This is a genomic window from Streptomyces sp. NPDC029138, from assembly GCF_055564375.1.
The window spans coordinates 184,403-201,882 of record NZ_JBVHWM010000001.1; the positions used below are offsets into that span (position 1 = coordinate 184,403).

At 72.4% G+C, this 17,480-nt stretch carries 18 protein-coding genes; 13 read left to right on the top strand and 5 right to left on the bottom strand.

Annotation, left to right across the window (positions count from 1 at the left end; translation table 11 throughout):
* Positions 1-12: 12 nt before the first annotated feature.
* A complete protein-coding gene (locus tag ACZ4WH_RS00995) occupies positions 13-885 on the bottom strand; it encodes a hypothetical protein (RefSeq protein WP_468174898.1) in 873 nt (290 codons plus the stop codon).
* Between the two features lie 268 nt (positions 886-1,153).
* Here ACZ4WH_RS00995 and rplM point away from each other — a divergent pair, with 268 nt between their 5' ends.
* The 3 genes from rplM to glmM all read left to right on the top strand — a co-directional run bounded on the left by rplM (position 1,154) and on the right by glmM (position 3,876).
* Positions 1,154-1,597, top strand: a complete 444-nt coding sequence (gene rplM, locus ACZ4WH_RS01000; RefSeq protein ID WP_010036634.1) for a 50S ribosomal protein L13 — start codon at positions 1,154-1,156, stop codon at positions 1,595-1,597.
* A gap of 42 nt (positions 1,598-1,639) precedes the next feature.
* Positions 1,640-2,152 carry a 30S ribosomal protein S9 gene (gene rpsI, locus ACZ4WH_RS01005; protein ID WP_003998795.1) on the top strand — a complete coding sequence of 171 codons (513 nt, stop codon included), beginning with the start codon at positions 1,640-1,642 and terminating at the stop codon, positions 2,150-2,152.
* A 365-nt stretch (positions 2,153-2,517) separates the two neighbouring features.
* A complete protein-coding gene (glmM, locus tag ACZ4WH_RS01010) occupies positions 2,518-3,876 on the top strand; it encodes a phosphoglucosamine mutase (protein WP_468174902.1) in 1,359 nt (452 codons plus the stop codon).
* Positions 3,877-3,974: 98 nt separating this feature from the next.
* On the opposite strand, the gene ACZ4WH_RS01015 is transcribed toward glmM, so the two are convergent.
* Positions 3,975-4,907, bottom strand: a complete 933-nt coding sequence (locus ACZ4WH_RS01015) for a DUF389 domain-containing protein (protein WP_468174905.1) — start codon at positions 4,905-4,907, stop codon at positions 3,975-3,977.
* Between the two features lie 22 nt (positions 4,908-4,929).
* A complete protein-coding gene (gene coaA / locus ACZ4WH_RS01020; protein WP_468175537.1) occupies positions 4,930-5,898 on the bottom strand; it encodes a type I pantothenate kinase in 969 nt (322 codons plus the stop codon).
* Between the two features lie 175 nt (positions 5,899-6,073).
* On the opposite strand from coaA, the gene glmS reads away from it, so the two are divergent.
* Positions 6,074-7,921 (top strand): glutamine--fructose-6-phosphate transaminase (isomerizing), encoded by a 1,848-nt coding sequence (gene glmS, locus ACZ4WH_RS01025; RefSeq protein ID WP_468174908.1) that lies wholly within the window; start codon positions 6,074-6,076, stop codon positions 7,919-7,921.
* A 30-nt stretch (positions 7,922-7,951) separates the two neighbouring features.
* Here the strand turns inward: glmS and ACZ4WH_RS01030 are convergent, their stop codons facing one another.
* Complete coding sequence (locus ACZ4WH_RS01030) at positions 7,952-8,734, bottom strand: SDR family NAD(P)-dependent oxidoreductase (RefSeq protein WP_468174911.1); 783 nt, start codon at positions 8,732-8,734, stop codon at positions 7,952-7,954.
* A 99-nt stretch (positions 8,735-8,833) separates the two neighbouring features.
* Between ACZ4WH_RS01030 and ACZ4WH_RS01035 the strand changes: the two genes are divergently transcribed.
* From ACZ4WH_RS01035 to tsaE, 5 genes are all read left to right on the top strand, one after another.
* Complete coding sequence (locus ACZ4WH_RS01035) at positions 8,834-9,205, top strand: holo-ACP synthase (protein WP_103812811.1); 372 nt, start codon at positions 8,834-8,836, stop codon at positions 9,203-9,205.
* 53 nt (positions 9,206-9,258) lie between these two features.
* Entirely contained in the window at positions 9,259-10,701 is a 1,443-nt protein-coding gene (locus tag ACZ4WH_RS01040) for an NAD(P)H-hydrate dehydratase (protein ID WP_468174915.1), read from the top strand.
* A gap of 177 nt (positions 10,702-10,878) precedes the next feature.
* Complete coding sequence (alr, locus tag ACZ4WH_RS01045; protein ID WP_468174918.1) at positions 10,879-12,042, top strand: alanine racemase; 1,164 nt, start codon at positions 10,879-10,881, stop codon at positions 12,040-12,042.
* A gap of 144 nt (positions 12,043-12,186) precedes the next feature.
* A complete protein-coding gene (locus tag ACZ4WH_RS01050) occupies positions 12,187-13,446 on the top strand; it encodes an alpha/beta fold hydrolase (RefSeq protein WP_468174921.1) in 1,260 nt (419 codons plus the stop codon).
* The gene (gene tsaE, locus ACZ4WH_RS01055; protein ID WP_468174924.1) at positions 13,412-13,924 is read left to right on the top strand and encodes a tRNA (adenosine(37)-N6)-threonylcarbamoyltransferase complex ATPase subunit type 1 TsaE; all 513 of its coding nucleotides are present in this window, start codon (positions 13,412-13,414) and stop codon (positions 13,922-13,924) included. Before ACZ4WH_RS01050 ends, tsaE begins: the two co-directional genes overlap by 35 nt.
* Positions 13,925-14,251: 327 nt before the next feature.
* Here the strand turns inward: tsaE and ACZ4WH_RS01060 are convergent, their stop codons facing one another.
* Positions 14,252-14,806: a hypothetical protein gene (locus ACZ4WH_RS01060; RefSeq protein ID WP_468174927.1), complete on the bottom strand. Its 555-nt coding sequence runs from the start codon at positions 14,804-14,806 to the stop codon at positions 14,252-14,254.
* Positions 14,807-14,930: 124 nt separating this feature from the next.
* On the opposite strand from ACZ4WH_RS01060, the gene tsaB reads away from it, so the two are divergent.
* The 4 genes from tsaB to ACZ4WH_RS01080 are packed head-to-tail and all read left to right on the top strand — an operon-like array spanning position 14,931 to position 17,449.
* Positions 14,931-15,587, top strand: a complete 657-nt coding sequence (tsaB, locus tag ACZ4WH_RS01065; protein WP_468174930.1) for a tRNA (adenosine(37)-N6)-threonylcarbamoyltransferase complex dimerization subunit type 1 TsaB — start codon at positions 14,931-14,933, stop codon at positions 15,585-15,587.
* 29 nt (positions 15,588-15,616) lie between these two features.
* Positions 15,617-16,117 (top strand): ribosomal protein S18-alanine N-acetyltransferase, encoded by a 501-nt coding sequence (gene rimI, locus ACZ4WH_RS01070; RefSeq protein WP_468175540.1) that lies wholly within the window; start codon positions 15,617-15,619, stop codon positions 16,115-16,117.
* On the top strand, positions 16,110-17,195 hold the full coding sequence (tsaD, locus tag ACZ4WH_RS01075) for a tRNA (adenosine(37)-N6)-threonylcarbamoyltransferase complex transferase subunit TsaD (protein ID WP_468174933.1): 1,086 nt from the start codon (positions 16,110-16,112) through the stop codon (positions 17,193-17,195). The genes rimI and tsaD overlap by 8 nt, the downstream gene beginning before the upstream one ends.
* The gene (locus tag ACZ4WH_RS01080; protein WP_468174936.1) at positions 17,192-17,449 is read left to right on the top strand and encodes a hypothetical protein; all 258 of its coding nucleotides are present in this window, start codon (positions 17,192-17,194) and stop codon (positions 17,447-17,449) included. Before tsaD ends, ACZ4WH_RS01080 begins: the two co-directional genes overlap by 4 nt.
* Positions 17,450-17,480: the final 31 nt, after the last annotated feature.

The following is a 17,480-nucleotide window of genomic DNA, read 5'->3' on the forward strand; positions in this document are numbered from 1 at the left end:
GCGCCCCTCCGCCTACTGGGCCGCGGCCGAGGCCTGGACCTGGCCGCGGCGGTGGATCTGGTTCGCGGCGAACTGGGCGAGGTCGTTGCCGGCGTCGAAGACCTTGGTGTCCTTGGTGGTGACGTCCTTGCCGCTGGTGAAGCCGGAGATCGTGAAGTAGGCGTAGCGGCCGTAGGCGTTCCGGGTCGAGCGGCAGAACGCGCCGTCGCAGAACGGCTTGACGCCCTTGCCGAACAGCGATCGCACGATGCTCTGGTCGTTCGTCTGGGCCTTGGCCTTGCCGGCCTGGGCCGCGTCGTCGAAGACGGCGACGCCGACGGTGACCGCGATGCCACCGTTCGTGTACGTCACGCGCATCAGGCGGGTGCAGCCCTTGCTGGTGAGGATCTTGGGCAGGGTGCCGCCGGTGGCGGTGGCACAGCTCTTGGTGTCGGCCGTCAGGCCCTTCTTGTACACCGTGGCGCCCATGGTCAGCTGCTTGCCCGGGAACAGGGTGTCCGGGCTCAGCGGGGCGGTGTCCTTCTCGGCGCTGGATATGAAGTCCGTGGGGTCCAGCGGCGGCGGCGCGCTGGTGGGCGCGAAGGACGGCGTCGCGGTGCCCGTGCCGGGCAGCGAGGCGCTGGCGGGCAGGTTGCTGGGACCGGCCTGCGGGTCACCGCCGTTCGCGGAGACGACGGCCATGGCGACCGCGGTGCCTATCGCGACGGTGGCGAGCGCGCCGCCGGCTATGAACAGCAGCTTGCGGCGCTTGTTCCGCGTCTCCGAGGCCTCGGCGAGCGCGGCCCAGTCCGGGGTGCCGTCGTCGGCTCCGCCGTTCCACGGCTGCTGGGATTGCGGTTTCCAGGGATCCCACTGAGACTGGGGTCCCCCCTGCCCGTTACTCATGGGGCGCATCTTAGACGGGGGGCCGGTGGTGCGGGGTCCGTCTGGCGGCCTGCCTCGTTTTGACCCGTCCGGGGGCTGCCCGGTACTCTACTTCTTCGTTGTGTATTGGCTTGCTCATTCTCACGGGACGGGCCCTTACACCGGTCCACCGGGCCGATGACCAGCGACCCCACGCACGCGGTTTGCGTCGCCGCCGTGGGTCAAGGCTGTCGTGATCGTTTCGGTGACCTTGTTTAGGACCATTCACTCGAAGCGAAGGCTACGAACCGTGCGTACGTACAGCCCCAAGCCCGGCGATGTGACGCGCCAGTGGCACGTCATCGACGCTCAGGACGTTGTCCTGGGCCGTCTCGCCACCACTGCCGCGACCCTCCTCCGGGGCAAGCACAAGCCGATCTACGCGCCGCACGTCGACGCTGGTGACTTCGTCATCATCATCAACGCCGACAAGGTGCACCTGTCCGGCAACAAGCGGACCCAGAAGATGGCGTACCGCCACTCCGGTTACCCGGGTGGTCTGCGCTCCGTCCGCTACGACGAGCTGCTCGACAAGAACCCCGAGAAGGCCATCGAGAAGGCCGTCAAGGGCATGCTCCCCAAGAACACTCTGGGCCGTCAGATGCTCTCGAAGCTGAAGGTCTACAAGGGTGACCAGCACCCGCACGGCGCGCAGCAGCCGCAGCCGTACGAGATCACCCAGGTCGCGCAGTAAGTCCGGCCACCCCCTAAGACTGAAGAGAATCTGAGGAGAATCGTGGCCGAGACCACTGCCGAGCAGCCGCTCGAAGAGCTTGACATCGACAGCTACACCACCGAGTCCGAGGTCCCCGTCGAGGGCGAGTACACCTCGGAGTCCCTGGCCTCCCGCTTCGGCGAGCCGCAGCCGGCCGCCGGCCTGGGCCGCCGCAAGAACGCCATCGCCCGCGTCCGGATCGTCCCGGGCACCGGCAAGTGGAAGATCAACGGTCGCACCCTCGAGGACTACTTCCCGAACAAGGTGCACCAGCAGGAAGTCAACGAGCCGTTCAAGGTCCTGGAGCTCGAGGGCCGTTACGACGTCATCGCCCGCATCGCGGGTGGCGGTGTCTCCGGTCAGGCCGGTGCGCTCCGTCTCGGTGTCGCCCGTGCGCTGAACGAGGCCGACGTCGACAACAACCGCGGCCCGCTGAAGAAGGCCGGCTTCCTGCGCCGCGACGACCGCGCGGTCGAGCGGAAGAAGGCCGGTCTGAAGAAGGCCCGCAAGGCCCCGCAGTACAGCAAGCGCTAACCAGCAGCTGCCTGCTGGGCCTGCCCGGCGGGTCAGGCCGCAGAAAAGCCGCGGTGCTTGTCCAGCGCTGGTGAGCGGGGGCTGGTGCGTCCAGCTGCAAGGCGGAGGAGGGAGTCGACGCGGAGCGTCGGCGACCGACGACAACGCAGCAGATGGGCGTGCCAGGCCCCGCGTCTGCGGCATGATCCGCTGGGTAGGTCCCAGTACTCCGAACGCCCCGGCGGCACGCCACATGTGCCGTCGGGGCGTTCGTTTATCCCCGCCAAGGGCGTATAACGACACAAGACGCTCAAAGGCTTGTGTGATCGGATCTCGTGGCGTCTGCCATCATTCCCGGCAGCAAGGACGCTTCCTCAGGAGGACAAGTGGGACGACTCTTCGGCACGGACGGCGTGCGCGGTGTCGCCAACGCGGATCTGACGGCCGAGATGGCGCTCGGCCTCTCCGTCGCCGCGGCGCACGTGCTGGCCGAGGCGGGCACCTTCGAGGGCCACAAGCCGACGGCGGTGGTCGGACGGGACCCGCGAGCGTCCGGGGAGTTCCTGGAAGCGGCGGTGGTCGCCGGCCTGGCCAGCGCGGGCGTGGACGTCCTGCGCGTCGGCGTGCTGCCGACGCCCGCGGTGGCGCATCTGACCCGAGCGCTCGGCGCGGACCTCGGCGTGATGCTCTCCGCCAGCCACAACGCCATGCCGGACAACGGCATCAAGTTCTTCGCCCGCGGCGGCCACAAACTCGCCGACGAGCTGGAGGACCGGATCGAGGCGGTGTACGACGCGCACCGGCACGGCGAGCCCTGGCAGCGGCCGACGGGCGCCGGGGTCGGGCGCGTGCGGTCGTACCAGGAGGGCTTCGAGCAGTACGTCGCCCACCTGCTCACGGTGCTGCCCAACCGGCTCGACGGGCTGAAGATCGTTCTGGACGAAGCGCACGGCGCGGCCTCGGGGGTCTCGCCGGAGGCGTTCGCCCGGGCCGGTGCCCAGGTCGTCACGATCGGCGCCGAGCCGGACGGTCTCAACATCAACGACGGCTGCGGCTCGACCCACCTGGGCAAGCTCAAGGCCGCGGTCGTCGAGCACGGCGCGGACCTCGGCATCGCGCACGACGGCGACGCCGACCGCTGCCTGGCCGTGGACCACACCGGTGAGGAGGTCGACGGCGACCAGATCCTCGCCGTGCTCGCGCTGGCGATGCGGGAGCGTTCCGCACTGCGCTCCGACACCGTCGTCGCGACCGTGATGTCCAACCTCGGCTTCAAGCTGGCCATGGAGCGCGAGGGCATCCGGCTCGTGCAGACGGCCGTGGGCGACCGGTATGTGCTGGAGGAGATGAAGGAGCACGGATACGCCCTCGGCGGCGAGCAGTCCGGGCACGTCATCATCCTCGACCACGCGACCACCGGTGACGGCACGCTGACCGGGCTGCTGCTGGCGGCGCGGGTCGCCGAGACCGGCCGTACGCTGCGGGAACTGGCCTCCGTCATGGAGCGGCTGCCGCAGGTGCTGATCAATGTGCCGGACGTGGACAAGTCGCGGGTGCGTACGTCGGCCGACCTTGCCGCCGCTGTTTCCGAGGCGGAGCGGGAACTCGGGGAGACCGGGCGGGTGTTGCTGCGGCCTTCCGGTACCGAGCCGCTGGTGCGGGTCATGGTCGAGGCCGCCGACATCGAGCAGGCGCGCTCTGTCGCCGGGCGGCTGGCCGACGCCGTGAAGTCGGCCCTCGGATAGTTCCGGGTTCGGGGCGGGTGGACCTGTGCGTCGCAGGCTGCGGCGCCGCCGTGGCTGATCGCGCAGTTCCCCGCGCCCCTTGGTTGGTTCCGTCGCCCTCAGCGGGGACGCTGCCGTTGCTTCGCCCAGAAGCACTTCTGCGTCAGCAGGGTGAGCGTTCCCGCCAGGATGATGCCCAGCAGGTTCAGCAGGAGCTGGGCCGTAGAGCCGCTCGTCTGGGACGTGTCGCCGTAGGCCAGCGCCACGGCCGCGTTGGCGGCGGCCGGGACCGTGGTCACCGAGATCGCGACGCCCACCAGCGCGCCCGACTTGGCGGAGGTCAGGGACAGCGTGCCGGCGACGCCGGCGAGGACCGCCACGATGAGCGAGAAGGCGTCGGGGGCGTACACGAAGGCCGTGTTGGGGCGCTCGCCCTCCAGGCCCGACCGGTGGAAGAGCCCGATGGCGTCCATGAACAGGGCGAAGCCGACCGTCACCGCCATCGCCACGGCGAAGCCCACCAGCAGCGCGGTCAGCGAGCGCCACGCCAGGCGCGGACGGCGTCGCACGAGTGCCGTGCAGATGCCGGCGAGCGGGCCGAACTCGGGTCCCACCGCCATCGCGCCCACGATCAGGATCGCGTTGTCCAGCACGACACCGCAGGCCGCGATCATCGTGGCCAGGGTGATGAACGCCACGTAGGTGACCGACAGCGTCGACTCCTCGTGGGTGGCCTCCGTCAGGCCCTCCCACAGCACCGCGTCCGCGCCCTCGCCCGGCGCCTCCTCCTCGGCCCGGTCGGCCCGCCGGGACAGGGAGAGGTCGATGGTCTCCATGGCGATCGAGCCGGTGTCGTCCAGGCCGAGGCGCCGTAGCCCGGCGATGAGTTCGTCGCCCGCCTCGCGGGCCACGTCGCACAGGACGACGTCTCCGGCGGGGTCGCGGGCGGCGCCGGGCAGCACCACCAGGTGAGTGGTGCCGACCGTCGTCTCGATCAGACGGACCACCTCGTCGGTCCGCTCCGCGGGGGTGATCAGGCGCAGATGCAGCATGGCGCCCATCTAACAGGTACCGCTACAGCTTGCGGAGTCTGAGGCGCTGGACCTTGTGGTCCTGGCCCTTGCGGAGGATGAGGCCGGCCCGGCCGCGGGTCGGGGCGATGTTCTCGACCAGGTTGGGTTTGTTGATGGTGCGCCAGAGCGTGCGGGCGTAGTCCAGGGCCTCCTCCTCGGAGACCTGGGTGTACTTGCGGAAGTACGAGTTCGGGTTCTGGAACGCCGTCTGCCGCAGCTTCTTGAAGCGGCTGAGGTACCAGCTCTCGATGTCGTCGACGCTCGCGTCGACGTACACGCTGAAGTCGAAGTAGTCGGCGAGACCCACCCGGGTGCGGCCGTCCTTGCCGGGCAGAGCGGGCTGGAGGACGTTCAGGCCCTCCACGATCAGGATGTCCGGGCGGCGGACGGTGAGCTTCTCGCCGGGCACGATGTCGTAGATGAGGTGCGAGTAGACCGGCGCGGACACCTCCCCCTTGCCGGCCTTGATGTCGGCGACGAAACGGGTGAGGGCCCGGCGGTCGTAGGACTCGGGGAATCCCTTGCGCGACATCAGGCCGCGCGCCTCCAACTCCCGGGTGGGCAGCAGGAAGCCGTCCGTCGTGACCAGCTCCACGCGCGGGTGCTCGGGCCAGCGGGAGAGCAGGGCCTGGAGGAGACGGGCGACCGTGGACTTGCCCACGGCGACCGAGCCGGCGACACCTATGACGAACGGGGTGCCGGACTGGGAGCCCTTCTCCCCGAGGAAGGTGTTCAGCGCGCCCCGGAGGCCGTCCGTGGCGCCGACGTAGAGGTTGAGGAGCCGGGAGAGCGGGAGGTAGATGTCCCGGACCTCGTCCAGGTCGATGACGTCGCCGAGGCCGCGGAGCTTCTCCACCTCCTCGGCGGTGAGCGGCAGCGGTGTCTTGTCGCGCAGCGCGCTCCACTCGGCACGGGTGAGATCGACGTAGGGAGTCGCCTCCGGCCTGTGCCGGTGGGCGCTCCGGGGCATCGAGGAGACCGGTGAGATCACAGTCCATTGTTAACGGAGTTTGAACGGCACGGCGGGTGGGGTCCGTCACGCATGCCGTCGGGGCCGTCGGGGGTCTTCGTACGACGGTGGGAATTTCCGATTTCGGGCAGGCGGAGGCCGTTTCTGATCGTTGTTGGCCCGTAGGCTGCCGCTCATGTGCGGAATCGTGGGATACGTAGGGTCTCAGTCGGCGCTCGATGTCGTGATGGCCGGGCTGAAGCGGCTGGAGTACCGGGGGTACGACTCGGCGGGTGTCGCCGTACTGGCGGACGGCGGGCTGGCCGCCGCGAAGAAGGCCGGGAAGCTGGTCAACCTGGAGAAGGAACTGGTCGAACGGCCGCTGCCGACCGGCTCGACCGGCATCGGCCACACGCGCTGGGCCACGCACGGCGGCCCCACGGACGGCAACGCGCACCCGCACCTGGACAACGCGGGCCGGGTCGCGGTGGTCCACAACGGCATCATCGAGAACTTCGCCGTGCTGCGCGCCGAACTGGCCGAGCGGGGCCATGAGCTGAACTCCGAGACGGACACCGAGGTCGTCGCCCATCTGCTGGCCGAGGAGTTCTCGGCGACCGCCGACCTCGCCGAGGCGATGCGGCTGGTGTGCCGGCGGCTGGAGGGCGCGTTCACGCTGGTCGCCGTGCACGCCGACGATCCGGACGTGGTGGTCGGCGCCCGCCGGAACTCGCCGCTGGTGGCGGGCGTTGGAGAGGGTGAGGCGTTCCTGGCCTCCGACGTCGCCGCGTTCATCGCCCACACGCGCTCGGCGATCGAGCTGGGCCAGGACCAGGTGGTGGAGCTGCGGCGCGACGGCGTCACGGTGACGGGCTTCGACGGCCGCCCGGCCGAGGTCCGCTCCTACCACGTGGACTGGGACGCCTCGGCGGCCGAAAAGGGGGGTTATGACTATTTCATGCTCAAGGAGATCGCCGAACAGCCCAAGGCGGTCGCCGACACGCTGCTCGGGCGCATCGACCCGTCCGGCTCGCTGACCCTGGACGAGGTGCGGATCAGCCCCTCCGAGCTGCGCGAGATCGACAAGGTCGTCATCGTGGCGTGCGGTACGGCCTTCCACGCGGGCCTGATCGCCAAGTACGCCATCGAGCACTGGACGCGCATCCCGTGCGAAGTCGAGCTGGCCAGTGAGTTCCGCTACCGGGACCCGATCCTGGACGGGCGGTCGCTGGTGATCGCCATCTCCCAGTCCGGCGAGACCATGGACACCCTGATGGCGCTCCGGCACGCCCGCGAGCAGGGCTCGAAGGTGCTGGCGATCTGCAACACCAACGGCTCGACGATCCCACGCGAGTCCGACGCGGTGCTGTACACGCACGCGGGCCCGGAGGTCGCCGTCGCCTCCACCAAGGCGTTCCTGACCCAACTGGTCGCCTGCTACCTGGTCGCGCTGTACCTGGGCCAGGTGCGGGGCACCAAGTGGGGCGACGAGATCCAGGCGGTCATCAAGGACCTCTCCCGCATCTCCGAGGAGGTCGAGCGGGTCCTGGAGACCATGGAGCCGGTACGGGCGCTGGCGCGGACGCTGGCCGACAAGGACACGGTGCTGTTCCTCGGCCGGCACGTGGGCTACCCGGTGGCCCTCGAAGGCGCGCTCAAGCTGAAGGAACTGGCGTACATGCACGCCGAGGGCTTCGCCGCCGGCGAGCTGAAGCACGGCCCGATCGCGCTGATCGAGGAGGACGTGCCGGTGGTCGTCGTCGTCCCGTCCCCGCGCGGCCGGTCGGTCCTGCACGACAAGATCGTCTCCAACATCCAGGAGATCAGGGCGCGGGGCGCGCGCACGATCGTGATCGCGGAGGAGGGGGACGAGGCGGTCGTCCCGTACGCCGACCACCTGATCCGCATCCCGGCCACCCCCACGCTGCTCCAGCCGCTGGTGGCCACCGTCCCGCTCCAGGTCTTCGCCTGCGAGCTGGCCACGGCCCGGGGCAACGAGGTGGACCAGCCCCGCAACCTGGCCAAGTCGGTGACGGTGGAGTAAGGGGCCCGCCGATCGGAGGGGGCCGGCCGGTCAGTGGACGGAGAAGCCGCCGTCCACGTGGATCGACTGGCCCGTGAGGTAGGCGGAGGCGCGGCCGGCCAGGAACACGGCCGCGCCCGCGAAGTCCTCGGCGAGGCCGTTGCGGCCGACCATCGTGCGCGCGGCCAGGGCCGCCACCTTCTCGGGGTCGGCCTGCAACCGCCTGTTGAGCGGGGTCAGCACGAAGCCCGGCACGAGGGTGTTGCAGGTGACGCCGTGCGGGGACCAGGCCTCGGCCTGGGAGCGGGCCAGGGACTCCAGGCCTCCCTTGGAGACGCCGTAGGCGCCGCTCTGCACGAAGGCGCGGTGCGCCTGCTGGGAGGTGATGTGGATGATCCGTCCGAAGCCCCGCTCGGCCATACCGGGGCCGAACCGCTGCCCGAGCAGGAAGGGCGCCTCCAGGTTCACCGCCATGGTGGTGTCCCAGACGTCCTCGCCCAACTCGTCCATCGGCGGCCGGAGGTTGATCCCGGCGGAGTTGACGAGGATGTCGGGTTCCCCGAAGACGGCCGCGGCCTCCTCGGCCGCCGCGCGCACGCCGTCCCGGGTGCCCAGGTCACCGCTGACCCAGGCCGCCCGGCAGCCGTCCGCCGCCAACTCGTCCACGGTCGCGACCAGTTCCGTCTTCCTCCGCGCCACGATCACCACGCTCGCCCCGGCCCGGGCCAGCGCCCCGGCGACGGCCCGCCCGATACCGGAACTGCCTCCGGTCACCACGGCGACACGGCCGTCCAGGGAGAAGAGGTCGGAGAGATAGGCATGCGACGAGGTCATGCCGGAAGCGTAGAGCGCGCACTCCGGACGCCGCGTGGCGCCCGGGGCCTGACGTGGTGTCGTCGTGTCCCTGGTCACCGGGGTCGTAGGGTGCTCGGCATGAGCATCATCGGGGTGGGCATCGACGTCGCCGAGATCGACCGGTTCCGGGCGTCCCTGGAGCGGACGCCGGGCCTGGCCGACCGGCTGTTCGTGGAACGGGAGTTGCTGCTGCCCAGCGGGGACCGGCGCGGCATCGCCTCGCTCGCGGCCCGGTTCGCCGCCAAGGAGGCGCTGGCGAAGGCGCTGGGCGCCCCGCCGGGTTTGCAGTGGACCGATGCCGAGGTGTACGTGGAGGACACCGGGCAGCCACGGCTGCGGGTGAAGGGGACCGTGGCCGCGCGGGCCGCCGAGCTGGGCGTGCGGGCCTGGCATGTGTCGCTCAGTCATGACGCGGGCGTGGCCTCGGCCGTGGTGGTCGCCGAGGGCTGACCGGTCCCGCGCCCGGGTGTGGACGGTGGGGGTTACGGGGCAGACTCGGTGCCATGCGTACTGCGTACAGCGTGGAGACGGTAAGGGCCGCCGAGCAGGCGTTGATGGCACGGCTGCCGGAGGGCGCGCTGATGCAGCGGGCCGCCGCCGGGCTGGCCGCCGCCTGCGCCGAACTGCTCGGGCGGGTGTACGGCAGCCGGGTGGTGCTGCTCGTCGGCAGCGGGGACAACGGCGGGGACGCCCTGTACGCGGGGGCCCGGCTGGCCCGGCGCGGCGCGGGGGTGACGGCCGTCCCGCTGACGCCCGGACGGGCCCACGGCGGGGGGCTGGCGGCCCTGCGGCGGGCGGGCGGCACGGTCGCCTCCGCCGGCACCACGGCCTCCTTGGAGGAGCTGATCCTGCGGGCCGACCTGGTGGTGGACGGGATCGTCGGGATCGGCGGCAAGGGCGGGCTGCGGTCGGACGCCGAGCGGCTCGCCGGGGTGGTGGCGCGGTCCCGGGCCGCCGTCGTCGCCGTGGACCTGCCCAGCGGCGTCGACGCGGACACCGGGGAGGTGCGGGGGGCCGCGCTCCGGGCCGACCTGACCGTCACCTTCGGCGCGTACAAGCCCGGGCTGCTGATCGATCCCGCGCGGGAGTACGCCGGGGTGGTACGGCTCGTCGACATCGGGCTGGAGCCGCCGCCCGCCGACGCCGAGCTGGAGGCCCTGCAACACGCCGACGTGGCCCGGCTGTTGCCGGTGCCGACGGGGGAGAGCGACAAGTACCGGCGCGGGGTCGTCGGGATCGCCGCGGGCTCGGCGCGCTATCCGGGGGCGGCCGTGCTGGCGGTGTCGGGCGCGCTGCGGGGCGGGGCCGGCGCCGTACGGTACGTCGGGCCGGCCGGGGACGCGGTCATCGCCCGCTTCCCGGAGACCCTCGTCTCCGACGACGGGCCCGCGAAGGCCGGGCGGGTGCAGGCCTGGGTGGTCGGGCCCGGGGCCGGGGACGACGCCGCCACCGTCGCCGAGGTGCTGGAGGCGGACGTGCCGGTGCTGCTGGACGCGGACGGGCTGCGGCTGGCCGACCGGGACGCGGTGCGGCGGCGTACGGCGCCGACGCTGATGACCCCGCACGCGGGGGAGGCCGCCGCGTTGCTCGGGGTGCGGCGGGAGGAGGTCGAGGGCGCCCGGCTGGCCGCGGTGCGGGAGCTGGCGGCGGTGTACCGGGCGACCGTGCTGCTGAAGGGGTCGACCACACTGGTCGCCGACTTCGCGGGCGGGCCGGTGCGGGTGAACGCCACGGGGACGCCGTGGCTGGCCACGGCAGGGAGCGGGGACGTGCTGTCCGGGCTGTCAGGTTCCCTGCTGGCGGCGGGGTTGGCGGCGGTGGACGCGGGGAGCGTGGCGGCGTACCTCCACGGCCTCGCGGGCCGTTTCGCCGCCGAGGGCGCACCGACGGGAGCGCATGACGTGGCGTCACGCATCCCGGAGGCGTGGAGGGATGTACGGGGCTGAGGGGGGGTGGCGGGGAGCGCCCCGAAGGGGCGTGGGGCCGTAGCGGACATGCGGCTGCCGCCGCGCGGGCGCGGCCGGCTTCCACGCCCCCGCAGCCCGGTGACGGCCGGAGGTCCGACGGCGGGACCGACCCGGCCCACGCCCCGCGCGGGACGGCTCTGAGAGACTGGGGGCGCGATGAGTGAGACAGCAGCTGTGCCGACCGCCGCCCTGCGCGCCCGCGCCGAGATCGATCTGGGCGCCCTGCGCGCCAATGTGCGGGCCCTGCGCGCCCGGGCCGAGGGCGCCGCCGTGATGGCCGTCGTCAAGTCCGACGGATACGGCCACGGCGCCGTGCCGTGCGCCCGCGCCGCTCTCGCGGCGGGCGCGAGCTGGCTCGGCACGGCGACGGCCGAGGAGGCCCTCGCGCTGCGCGCGGCCGGGCTGCCGGGCCGCGTCCTGTGCTGGCTGTGGGTGCCGGGCGGGCCCTGGCGGCAGGCGATCGAGGCGGACATCGACGTCTCGCTGAGCGGCACGTGGGCCCTGCGGGAGGCCGTCGAGGCCGCCCGGGCGGCGGGACGCCCCGCACGCGTGCAGCTCAAGGCCGACACCGGCCTCGGACGCAACGGCTGCCAGCCGGGCGAGGACTGGTCCGAGCTGGTCGGCGCCGCCCTGCGCGCGGAGGCCGAGGGGCTGGTCCGGATCACCGGACTGTGGTCCCACTTCGCCTGCGCCGACGAGCCGGGGCACCCCTCCATCGCCGCTCAGCTCACCCGGTTCCGGGAGATGCTGGCGTACGCCGAGGGACAGGGCGTACGGCCCGAGGTGCGGCACATCGCCAACTCGCCGGCCACCCTCACCGTGCCCGAGTCCCACTTCGACCTGGTCCGCACGGGCATCGCCATGTACGGCGTCTCACCCAGCCCGGAGCTGGGCGCCCCGGCGGACTTCGGGCTGCGCCCGGTGATGACGCTCAGCGCCTCGCTGGCCCTGGTCAAGCGCACCCCGGCCGGACACGGTGTCAGTTACGGCCATCACTACGTCACCCCCGGCGAGACGACGCTCGGCCTGGTGCCGGTCGGCTACGCGGACGGCATTCCGCGGCACGCCTCGGGCACCGGCCCGGTGCTGGTCGGCGGCAAGTGGCGGACGATCGCCGGGCGGGTCGCCATGGACCAGTTCGTCGTGGACCTGGGCGGCGACGAGCCCCCGGTGGGCAGCGAGGCCGTGCTGTTCGGGCCCGGTGACCGCGGTGAGCCCACGGCCGAGGACTGGGCGCAGGCCTGCGGCACGATCGCGTACGAGATCGTCACGCGCATCGGAACGCGCGTTCCCCGCGTCTATGTGAACGGGACTGTGTGAACGGGACTGTGTGAACCGGACTGTGTGAACGCGTACAGGTGAACGCGTCCATGTGAGCGCATTCATGTGAACGGGCAAGAAGTCGGGTAACCCGTTCCGCGGCGGCACCCAGGCGAACTGTAGTACGGCGAAGAGGAGCGGTACGTGAGCGAGACCAGCGCGGAGGTCGTGGCGGACGTCGTCGCCTCGGCGGCCGCCGCCTCCGCCGCGGGGGCGGCCGGGAGCTGGCGCAGGGCGACCGGCATCGCCGGTGCCGCGATAGGCGTGCTCGCCGCGGGGGCGGCGGCCGGTGTCGCCATCGAGCGGATGACGGTGGGGCGCGGGATGCGCCGCAAGGCCCGGCTGGCGCTGGACTCGGCGGGCCCGTACGGCACCCTGCGCGGCACCCCCGGCAAGGCGTACGCCGACGACGGCACCGAGCTGTACTACGAGGTCGACGAGGCCGAGCCCGAGGCCGGCCCGAACGTCTCGCCGCGCCGGCGCCGCCTCTTCGGCCGCAAGGCGCCCGCCCCGGTCACCGTCGTCTTCTGCCACGGCTACTGCCTCAGCCAGGACTCCTGGCACTTCCAGCGGGCGGCCCTGCGCGGGGTCGTGCGGACCGTGCACTGGGACCAGCGCAGCCACGGGCGGTCCGGGCGGGGCCTGGCCCAGATCCGGGACCGGGTGCCCCTCACCATCGACCAGCTCGGCCGCGATCTGAAGGCCGTGCTCGACGCCGCCGTACCGGACGGGCCCCTGGTGCTGGTCGGTCACTCGATGGGCGGCATGACCATGATGGCCCTCGCCGCGCAGTATCCCGAGCTGATCCGGGACCGGGTCGTCGCCACCGCCTTCGTGGGAACGTCGTCCGGGCGGCTCGGCGAGGTCAACTTCGGGCTGCCGGTGGCCGGCGTCAACGCGGTCCGCCGCATCCTCCCCGGCGTGCTGAGGGCGCTCGGGCAGCAGGCGGAGCTGGTGGAGAAGGGGCGCCGGGCCACCGCCGACCTGTTCGCCGGGATCATCAAGCGGTACTCGTTCGCGGGCCGGGACGTCGACCCGGCCGTGGAACGCTTCGCCGAGCGGATGATCGAGTCGACCCCGATCGACGTGGTCGCCGAGTTCTACCCGGCCTTCACCGACCACGACAAGACCGAGGCGCTCGCCTGCTTCCAGGACATGCCGGTGCTCGTGCTGGCCGGCGTCCAGGACCTGGTCACGCCGAGCGAGCACAGCGAGGCCATCGCCGACCTGCTGCCCGACGCCGAGCTGGTGCTCGTGCCGGACGCGGGGCACCTGGTGATGCTGGAGCACCCGGAAGTGGTCACCGACCGCCTCGCCGACCTGCTCACGCGCGCGGGCGCGGTGCCCGCAGGGGCTACCGTAAGTGGCTATGGAAGCACCAGCAGCACCGCACAACCCCGCTGAGACCCAGCTGACCGTCACCTCCCCGGAACAGATGCGCGAGCTGGGCCGCCGACTGGCCAAGCTGCTGCGCGCGGGCGACCTCGTGATGCTCACCGGGGAGCTGGGCGCGGGCAAGACCACGCTGGCCCGCGGGCTCGGTGAGGGCCTGGGCGTGCGCGGCGCGGTCACCTCGCCGACCTTCGTGATCGCCCGGGTGCACCCGTCCCTCGGTGACGGCCCGCCCCTGGTGCACGTCGACGCCTACCGGCTCTCCGGCGGCCTGGACGAGATGGAGGACCTGGACCTCGACGTCTCGCTGCCCGACTCGGTGATCGTCGTGGAGTGGGGCGAGGGCAAGGTCGAGGAGCTGACCGAGGACCGCCTCCAGGTGGTCATCCACCGCGCGGTCGGCGACACCACGGACGAGGTACGGCACGTGACCGTCACCGGTCTGGGCGAACGCTGGTCCGACACGGGCCTGGAGACGCTGTCCGGCTGAGCCCGCCGACACATTCCGACAAGCCGTCGGCAACTATTGCGCAGGGCGCCCCGGGCGTGGTCACATGGGAGCCACCCCGTACTTAGGCATACCTAAGTACACCGCCCCCGCGCGTCAGGAGGCGTCCATGGCCGCGGTGCAACCGGTATCCATGCACCAACTGCTGGCGTCGTGCGAGGCGGCGAAAGCGGTCTCCCGTCCACCCCGGGCCCCGGAAGCGCGCCCCGAAGGCGCGCGGGGCCGTGTCGAACACGCGGCTGCCGCCGCGTGGGCGCGACCAGCCACGACCAACCCGCGGACGCCCGACGACGCGCCCCGCCACGACGCCTAGCGGATGACGACGACCTTCACCCCGATCGTCGCGAAGTTCCACATCGCGTTCCCGTCCGCCCGCGTCTCCCGGATACCCCCGGTCTTCACGCTGGAGTCGCCGGTCATCCCCGCCGCAGCGCTGTCCACCGCCGCGCTGAACCCGATGGCCACCCCGTCCACGCTGGTGAACCGCACCACGTGCTCGATGGGGATGCTGTCGGTGCCGGTGGCCGTGCTGGAGCGGGACGTGACCCAGTACGTGCCGGCCGGCGGGTCGACGCTGCCCGGCCGCACCGGGAAGGTGCGCTGCACCCGGTTCCCGGGGGTGACCAGCCAGACCCGGTCGTCGTCCACCGAGTACACGACCCGTTCACCCGTTCCGGAGCCGCTCGGCAGGGCGGTCGGGTTGTGCCGGTCCCGGGGCGCCTTGGAGGTGGGCGTCGCGTGTGCCGCCGGCCCCGCGCCCAGGCCCGGCGGGACGGTCGCCTGGGCCCGGTAGGCGAGGAAGCCGACCGTTCCCAGCGCCGCCGCGGTGAGGGCGGCCACGATCCCCGAGCTGGTCCCTGCCACCTGCGCCACCTCTGCCTCGTGCCGTCACATGGTGCATATGTCGTACTTCGTACAGACCGTAGCAGTCGGTGACCGTCCGTCCCGGACGACCCTGCGGGCGGCGCGGGCGCCGTAGGCTGTTCGCGTGCTCTTGCTCGCTCTGGATACCGCAACACCCGCCGTCACCGTCGCCCTGCACGACGGCACCGACGTCATCGCCTCGTCGAGCCAGGTGGACGCGCGCCGGCACGGAGAGCTGCTGCTGCCGGCCGTCGACCGGGTCCTCGCCGAGGCCGGACTGAAACTGGAGGCCGTCACCGGGATCGTCGTCGGCACCGGGCCCGGCCCCTACACCGGCCTGCGCGTCGGCCTGATGACCGCCGACACCTTCGGCCTCGCGCTCGGCGTCCCGGTGCACGGCGTGTGCACGCTCGACGGGCTGGCCTACGCCGCCGACATCGAGAAGGGCCCCTTCGTCGTGGCGACCGACGCCCGGCGCAAGGAGGTCTACTGGGCCACGTACGCCGACTCCCGGACCCGGCTGACCGGCCCGGCCGTCGACCGCCCGGCCGACATCGCCGAGCAGGTCGCGGACCTCCCGGCGGTCGGCGCGGGCGCGCTGCTCTACCCGGACACGTTCCCGCGCGCCCACGAGCCCGAGCACGTGTCCGCCGCCGCCCTCGCCTCGCTCGCGGTGGAGAAGCTGGCCGCGGGCGAGGAACTCCCGGCGCCCCGGCCGCTGTACCTGCGCAGGCCGGACGCCCAGGTCCCCAAGAACTACAAGGTGGTCACCCCCAAGTGACACAGCCGGCACTCCCCCGACTGCGCGAGATGCGCTGGTGGGACATCGACCCGGTCCTGGAGCTGGAGCGGGACCTGTTCCCCGAGGACGCCTGGTCCCGGGGCATGTTCTGGTCCGAGCTGGCCCACTCCCGGGGCCCCGAGGCCACCCGGTGCTATCTCGTCGCCGAGTCCGCCGACGGCCGGATCGTCGGGTACGCGGGCCTGGCCGCCGCCGGTGACCTGGCCGACGTACAGACCATCGCCGTCGCCCGCGACCACCAGGGCACCGGCCTCGGGGCCCGCCTGCTGACCGAGCTGCTGCGCGCGGCGACCGCGTTCGAGTGCCACGAGGTGATGCTCGAATGCCGGGTGGACAACCTCGCCGCCCAGAAGCTCTACGAGCGCTTCGGCTTCACCCCCATCGGCTTCCGGCGCGGCTACTACCAGCCGGGCAATGTGGACGCCCTGGTGATGCGCCTGACCACGGAACCCGGCACCGGCACCGCCGCGGGCTCCGCCTCAGTACAAGGAACCGATATCAATGACTGACGAACCTCTCGTCCTCGGCATCGAGACCTCCTGCGACGAGACCGGCGTCGGCATCGTCCGCGGCACCACCCTGCTGGCGGACGCCGTCGCCTCCAGCGTCGACGAGCACGCCCGCTTCGGCGGTGTCGTGCCGGAGGTGGCGTCCCGGGCGCACCTGGAGGCGATGGTCCCGACCATCGACCGCGCGCTGAAGGAGGCGGGGGTCAGCGCCAAGGACCTGGACGGCGTCGCGGTCACCGCGGGCCCCGGCCTCGCGGGCGCCCTGCTCGTCGGCGTCTCGGCGGCCAAGGCGTACGCCTACGCGCTCGGCAAGCCCCTGTACGGCGTCAACCACCTGGCCTCGCACATCTGCGTGGACCAGCTGGAGCACGGCCCGCTGCCCGAGCCGACGATGGCCCTGCTGGTCTCCGGCGGCCACTCCTCGCTGCTGCTCTCGACGGACATCACGTCGGACGTCCGGCCGATGGGCTCGACCATCGACGACGCGGCCGGCGAGGCCTTCGACAAGATCGCCCGCGTGCTGAACCTCGGCTTTCCCGGCGGCCCGGTCATCGACCGGTACGCCAGGGAGGGCGACCCGGAGGCCATCGCCTTCCCGCGCGGCCTGACCGGCCCGCGCGACCCGGCGTACGACTTCTCCTTCTCCGGCCTGAAGACGGCCGTGGCCCGCTGGATCGAGGCCAGGCGGGCGGCCGGCGAGGAGGTCCCGGTCCGCGATGTGGCCGCCTCCTTCCAGGAGGCCGTGGTCGACGTGCTGACCCGCAAGGCCGTCCGCGCCTGCAAGGACGAGGGCGTGGACCACCTGATGATCGGCGGCGGTGTGGCGGCCAACTCCCGGCTGCGCGCCCTCGCCCAGGAGCGCTGCGAGGCGGCCGGCATCCGCCTGCGTGTGCCGCGCCCCAAGCTGTGCACGGACAACGGCGCGATGGTGGCCGCGCTCGGCGCCGAGATGGTCGCCCGGGGCCGGGCCGCGTCCAGCTGGGACCTGTCGGCGGACTCCTCCCTGCCGGTGACCGACCCGCACGTGCCCGGCCACGACCATGTGCACGAGGTCAGCAAGGAGAACCTCTACTCGTGACCGTCGCCCTGATGTGGGAGGCCCGGGCGGCCGAGGGCCGGGGCGCGGACCTGCTGGCCTGGGTGCGCGAACAGCCCCTCGCCGCCGAGCCGTTGCGCCGGGAGACCTTCCGGGCGCCGCAGGACCGGGTGCTGGTCATCACGTGGTGGGACGCGCCGTACGACGCTCCGCTCCCCGAACTGCCCGAGCCGGATGCGGAGTTGGTGAACCGGGCCGTGCACCGGTGGCGGTTCGAGGCGGTGGCGGAGGGGTGAGGTTGGGGAAACGGCCCCGACTGCGCTATGA

Excerpts from the sequence above, each read along its gene's own strand:
- ACZ4WH_RS00995 (WP_468174898.1), bottom strand. The coding sequence starts at position 885 with ATGAGTAACGGGCAGGGGGGACCCCAGTCTCAGTGGGATCCCTGGAAA.
- ACZ4WH_RS01015 (WP_468174905.1), bottom strand. The coding sequence starts at position 4,907 with ATGCTGCATCTGCGCCTGATCACCCCCGCGGAGCGGACCGACGAGGTG.
- coaA (WP_468175537.1), bottom strand. The coding sequence starts at position 5,898 with ATGCCCCGGAGCGCCCACCGGCACAGGCCGGAGGCGACTCCCTACGTC.
- glmS (WP_468174908.1), top strand. The coding sequence starts at position 6,074 with ATGTGCGGAATCGTGGGATACGTAGGGTCTCAGTCGGCGCTCGATGTC.
- ACZ4WH_RS01030 (WP_468174911.1), bottom strand. The coding sequence starts at position 8,734 with ATGACCTCGTCGCATGCCTATCTCTCCGACCTCTTCTCCCTGGACGGC.
- ACZ4WH_RS01035 (WP_103812811.1), top strand. The coding sequence starts at position 8,834 with ATGAGCATCATCGGGGTGGGCATCGACGTCGCCGAGATCGACCGGTTC.
- ACZ4WH_RS01040 (WP_468174915.1), top strand. The coding sequence starts at position 9,259 with ATGCGTACTGCGTACAGCGTGGAGACGGTAAGGGCCGCCGAGCAGGCG.
- alr (WP_468174918.1), top strand. The coding sequence starts at position 10,879 with ATGAGTGAGACAGCAGCTGTGCCGACCGCCGCCCTGCGCGCCCGCGCC.
- tsaE (WP_468174924.1), top strand. The coding sequence starts at position 13,412 with ATGGAAGCACCAGCAGCACCGCACAACCCCGCTGAGACCCAGCTGACC.
- rimI (WP_468175540.1), top strand. The coding sequence starts at position 15,617 with ATGCGCTGGTGGGACATCGACCCGGTCCTGGAGCTGGAGCGGGACCTG.
- tsaD (WP_468174933.1), top strand. The coding sequence starts at position 16,110 with ATGACTGACGAACCTCTCGTCCTCGGCATCGAGACCTCCTGCGACGAG.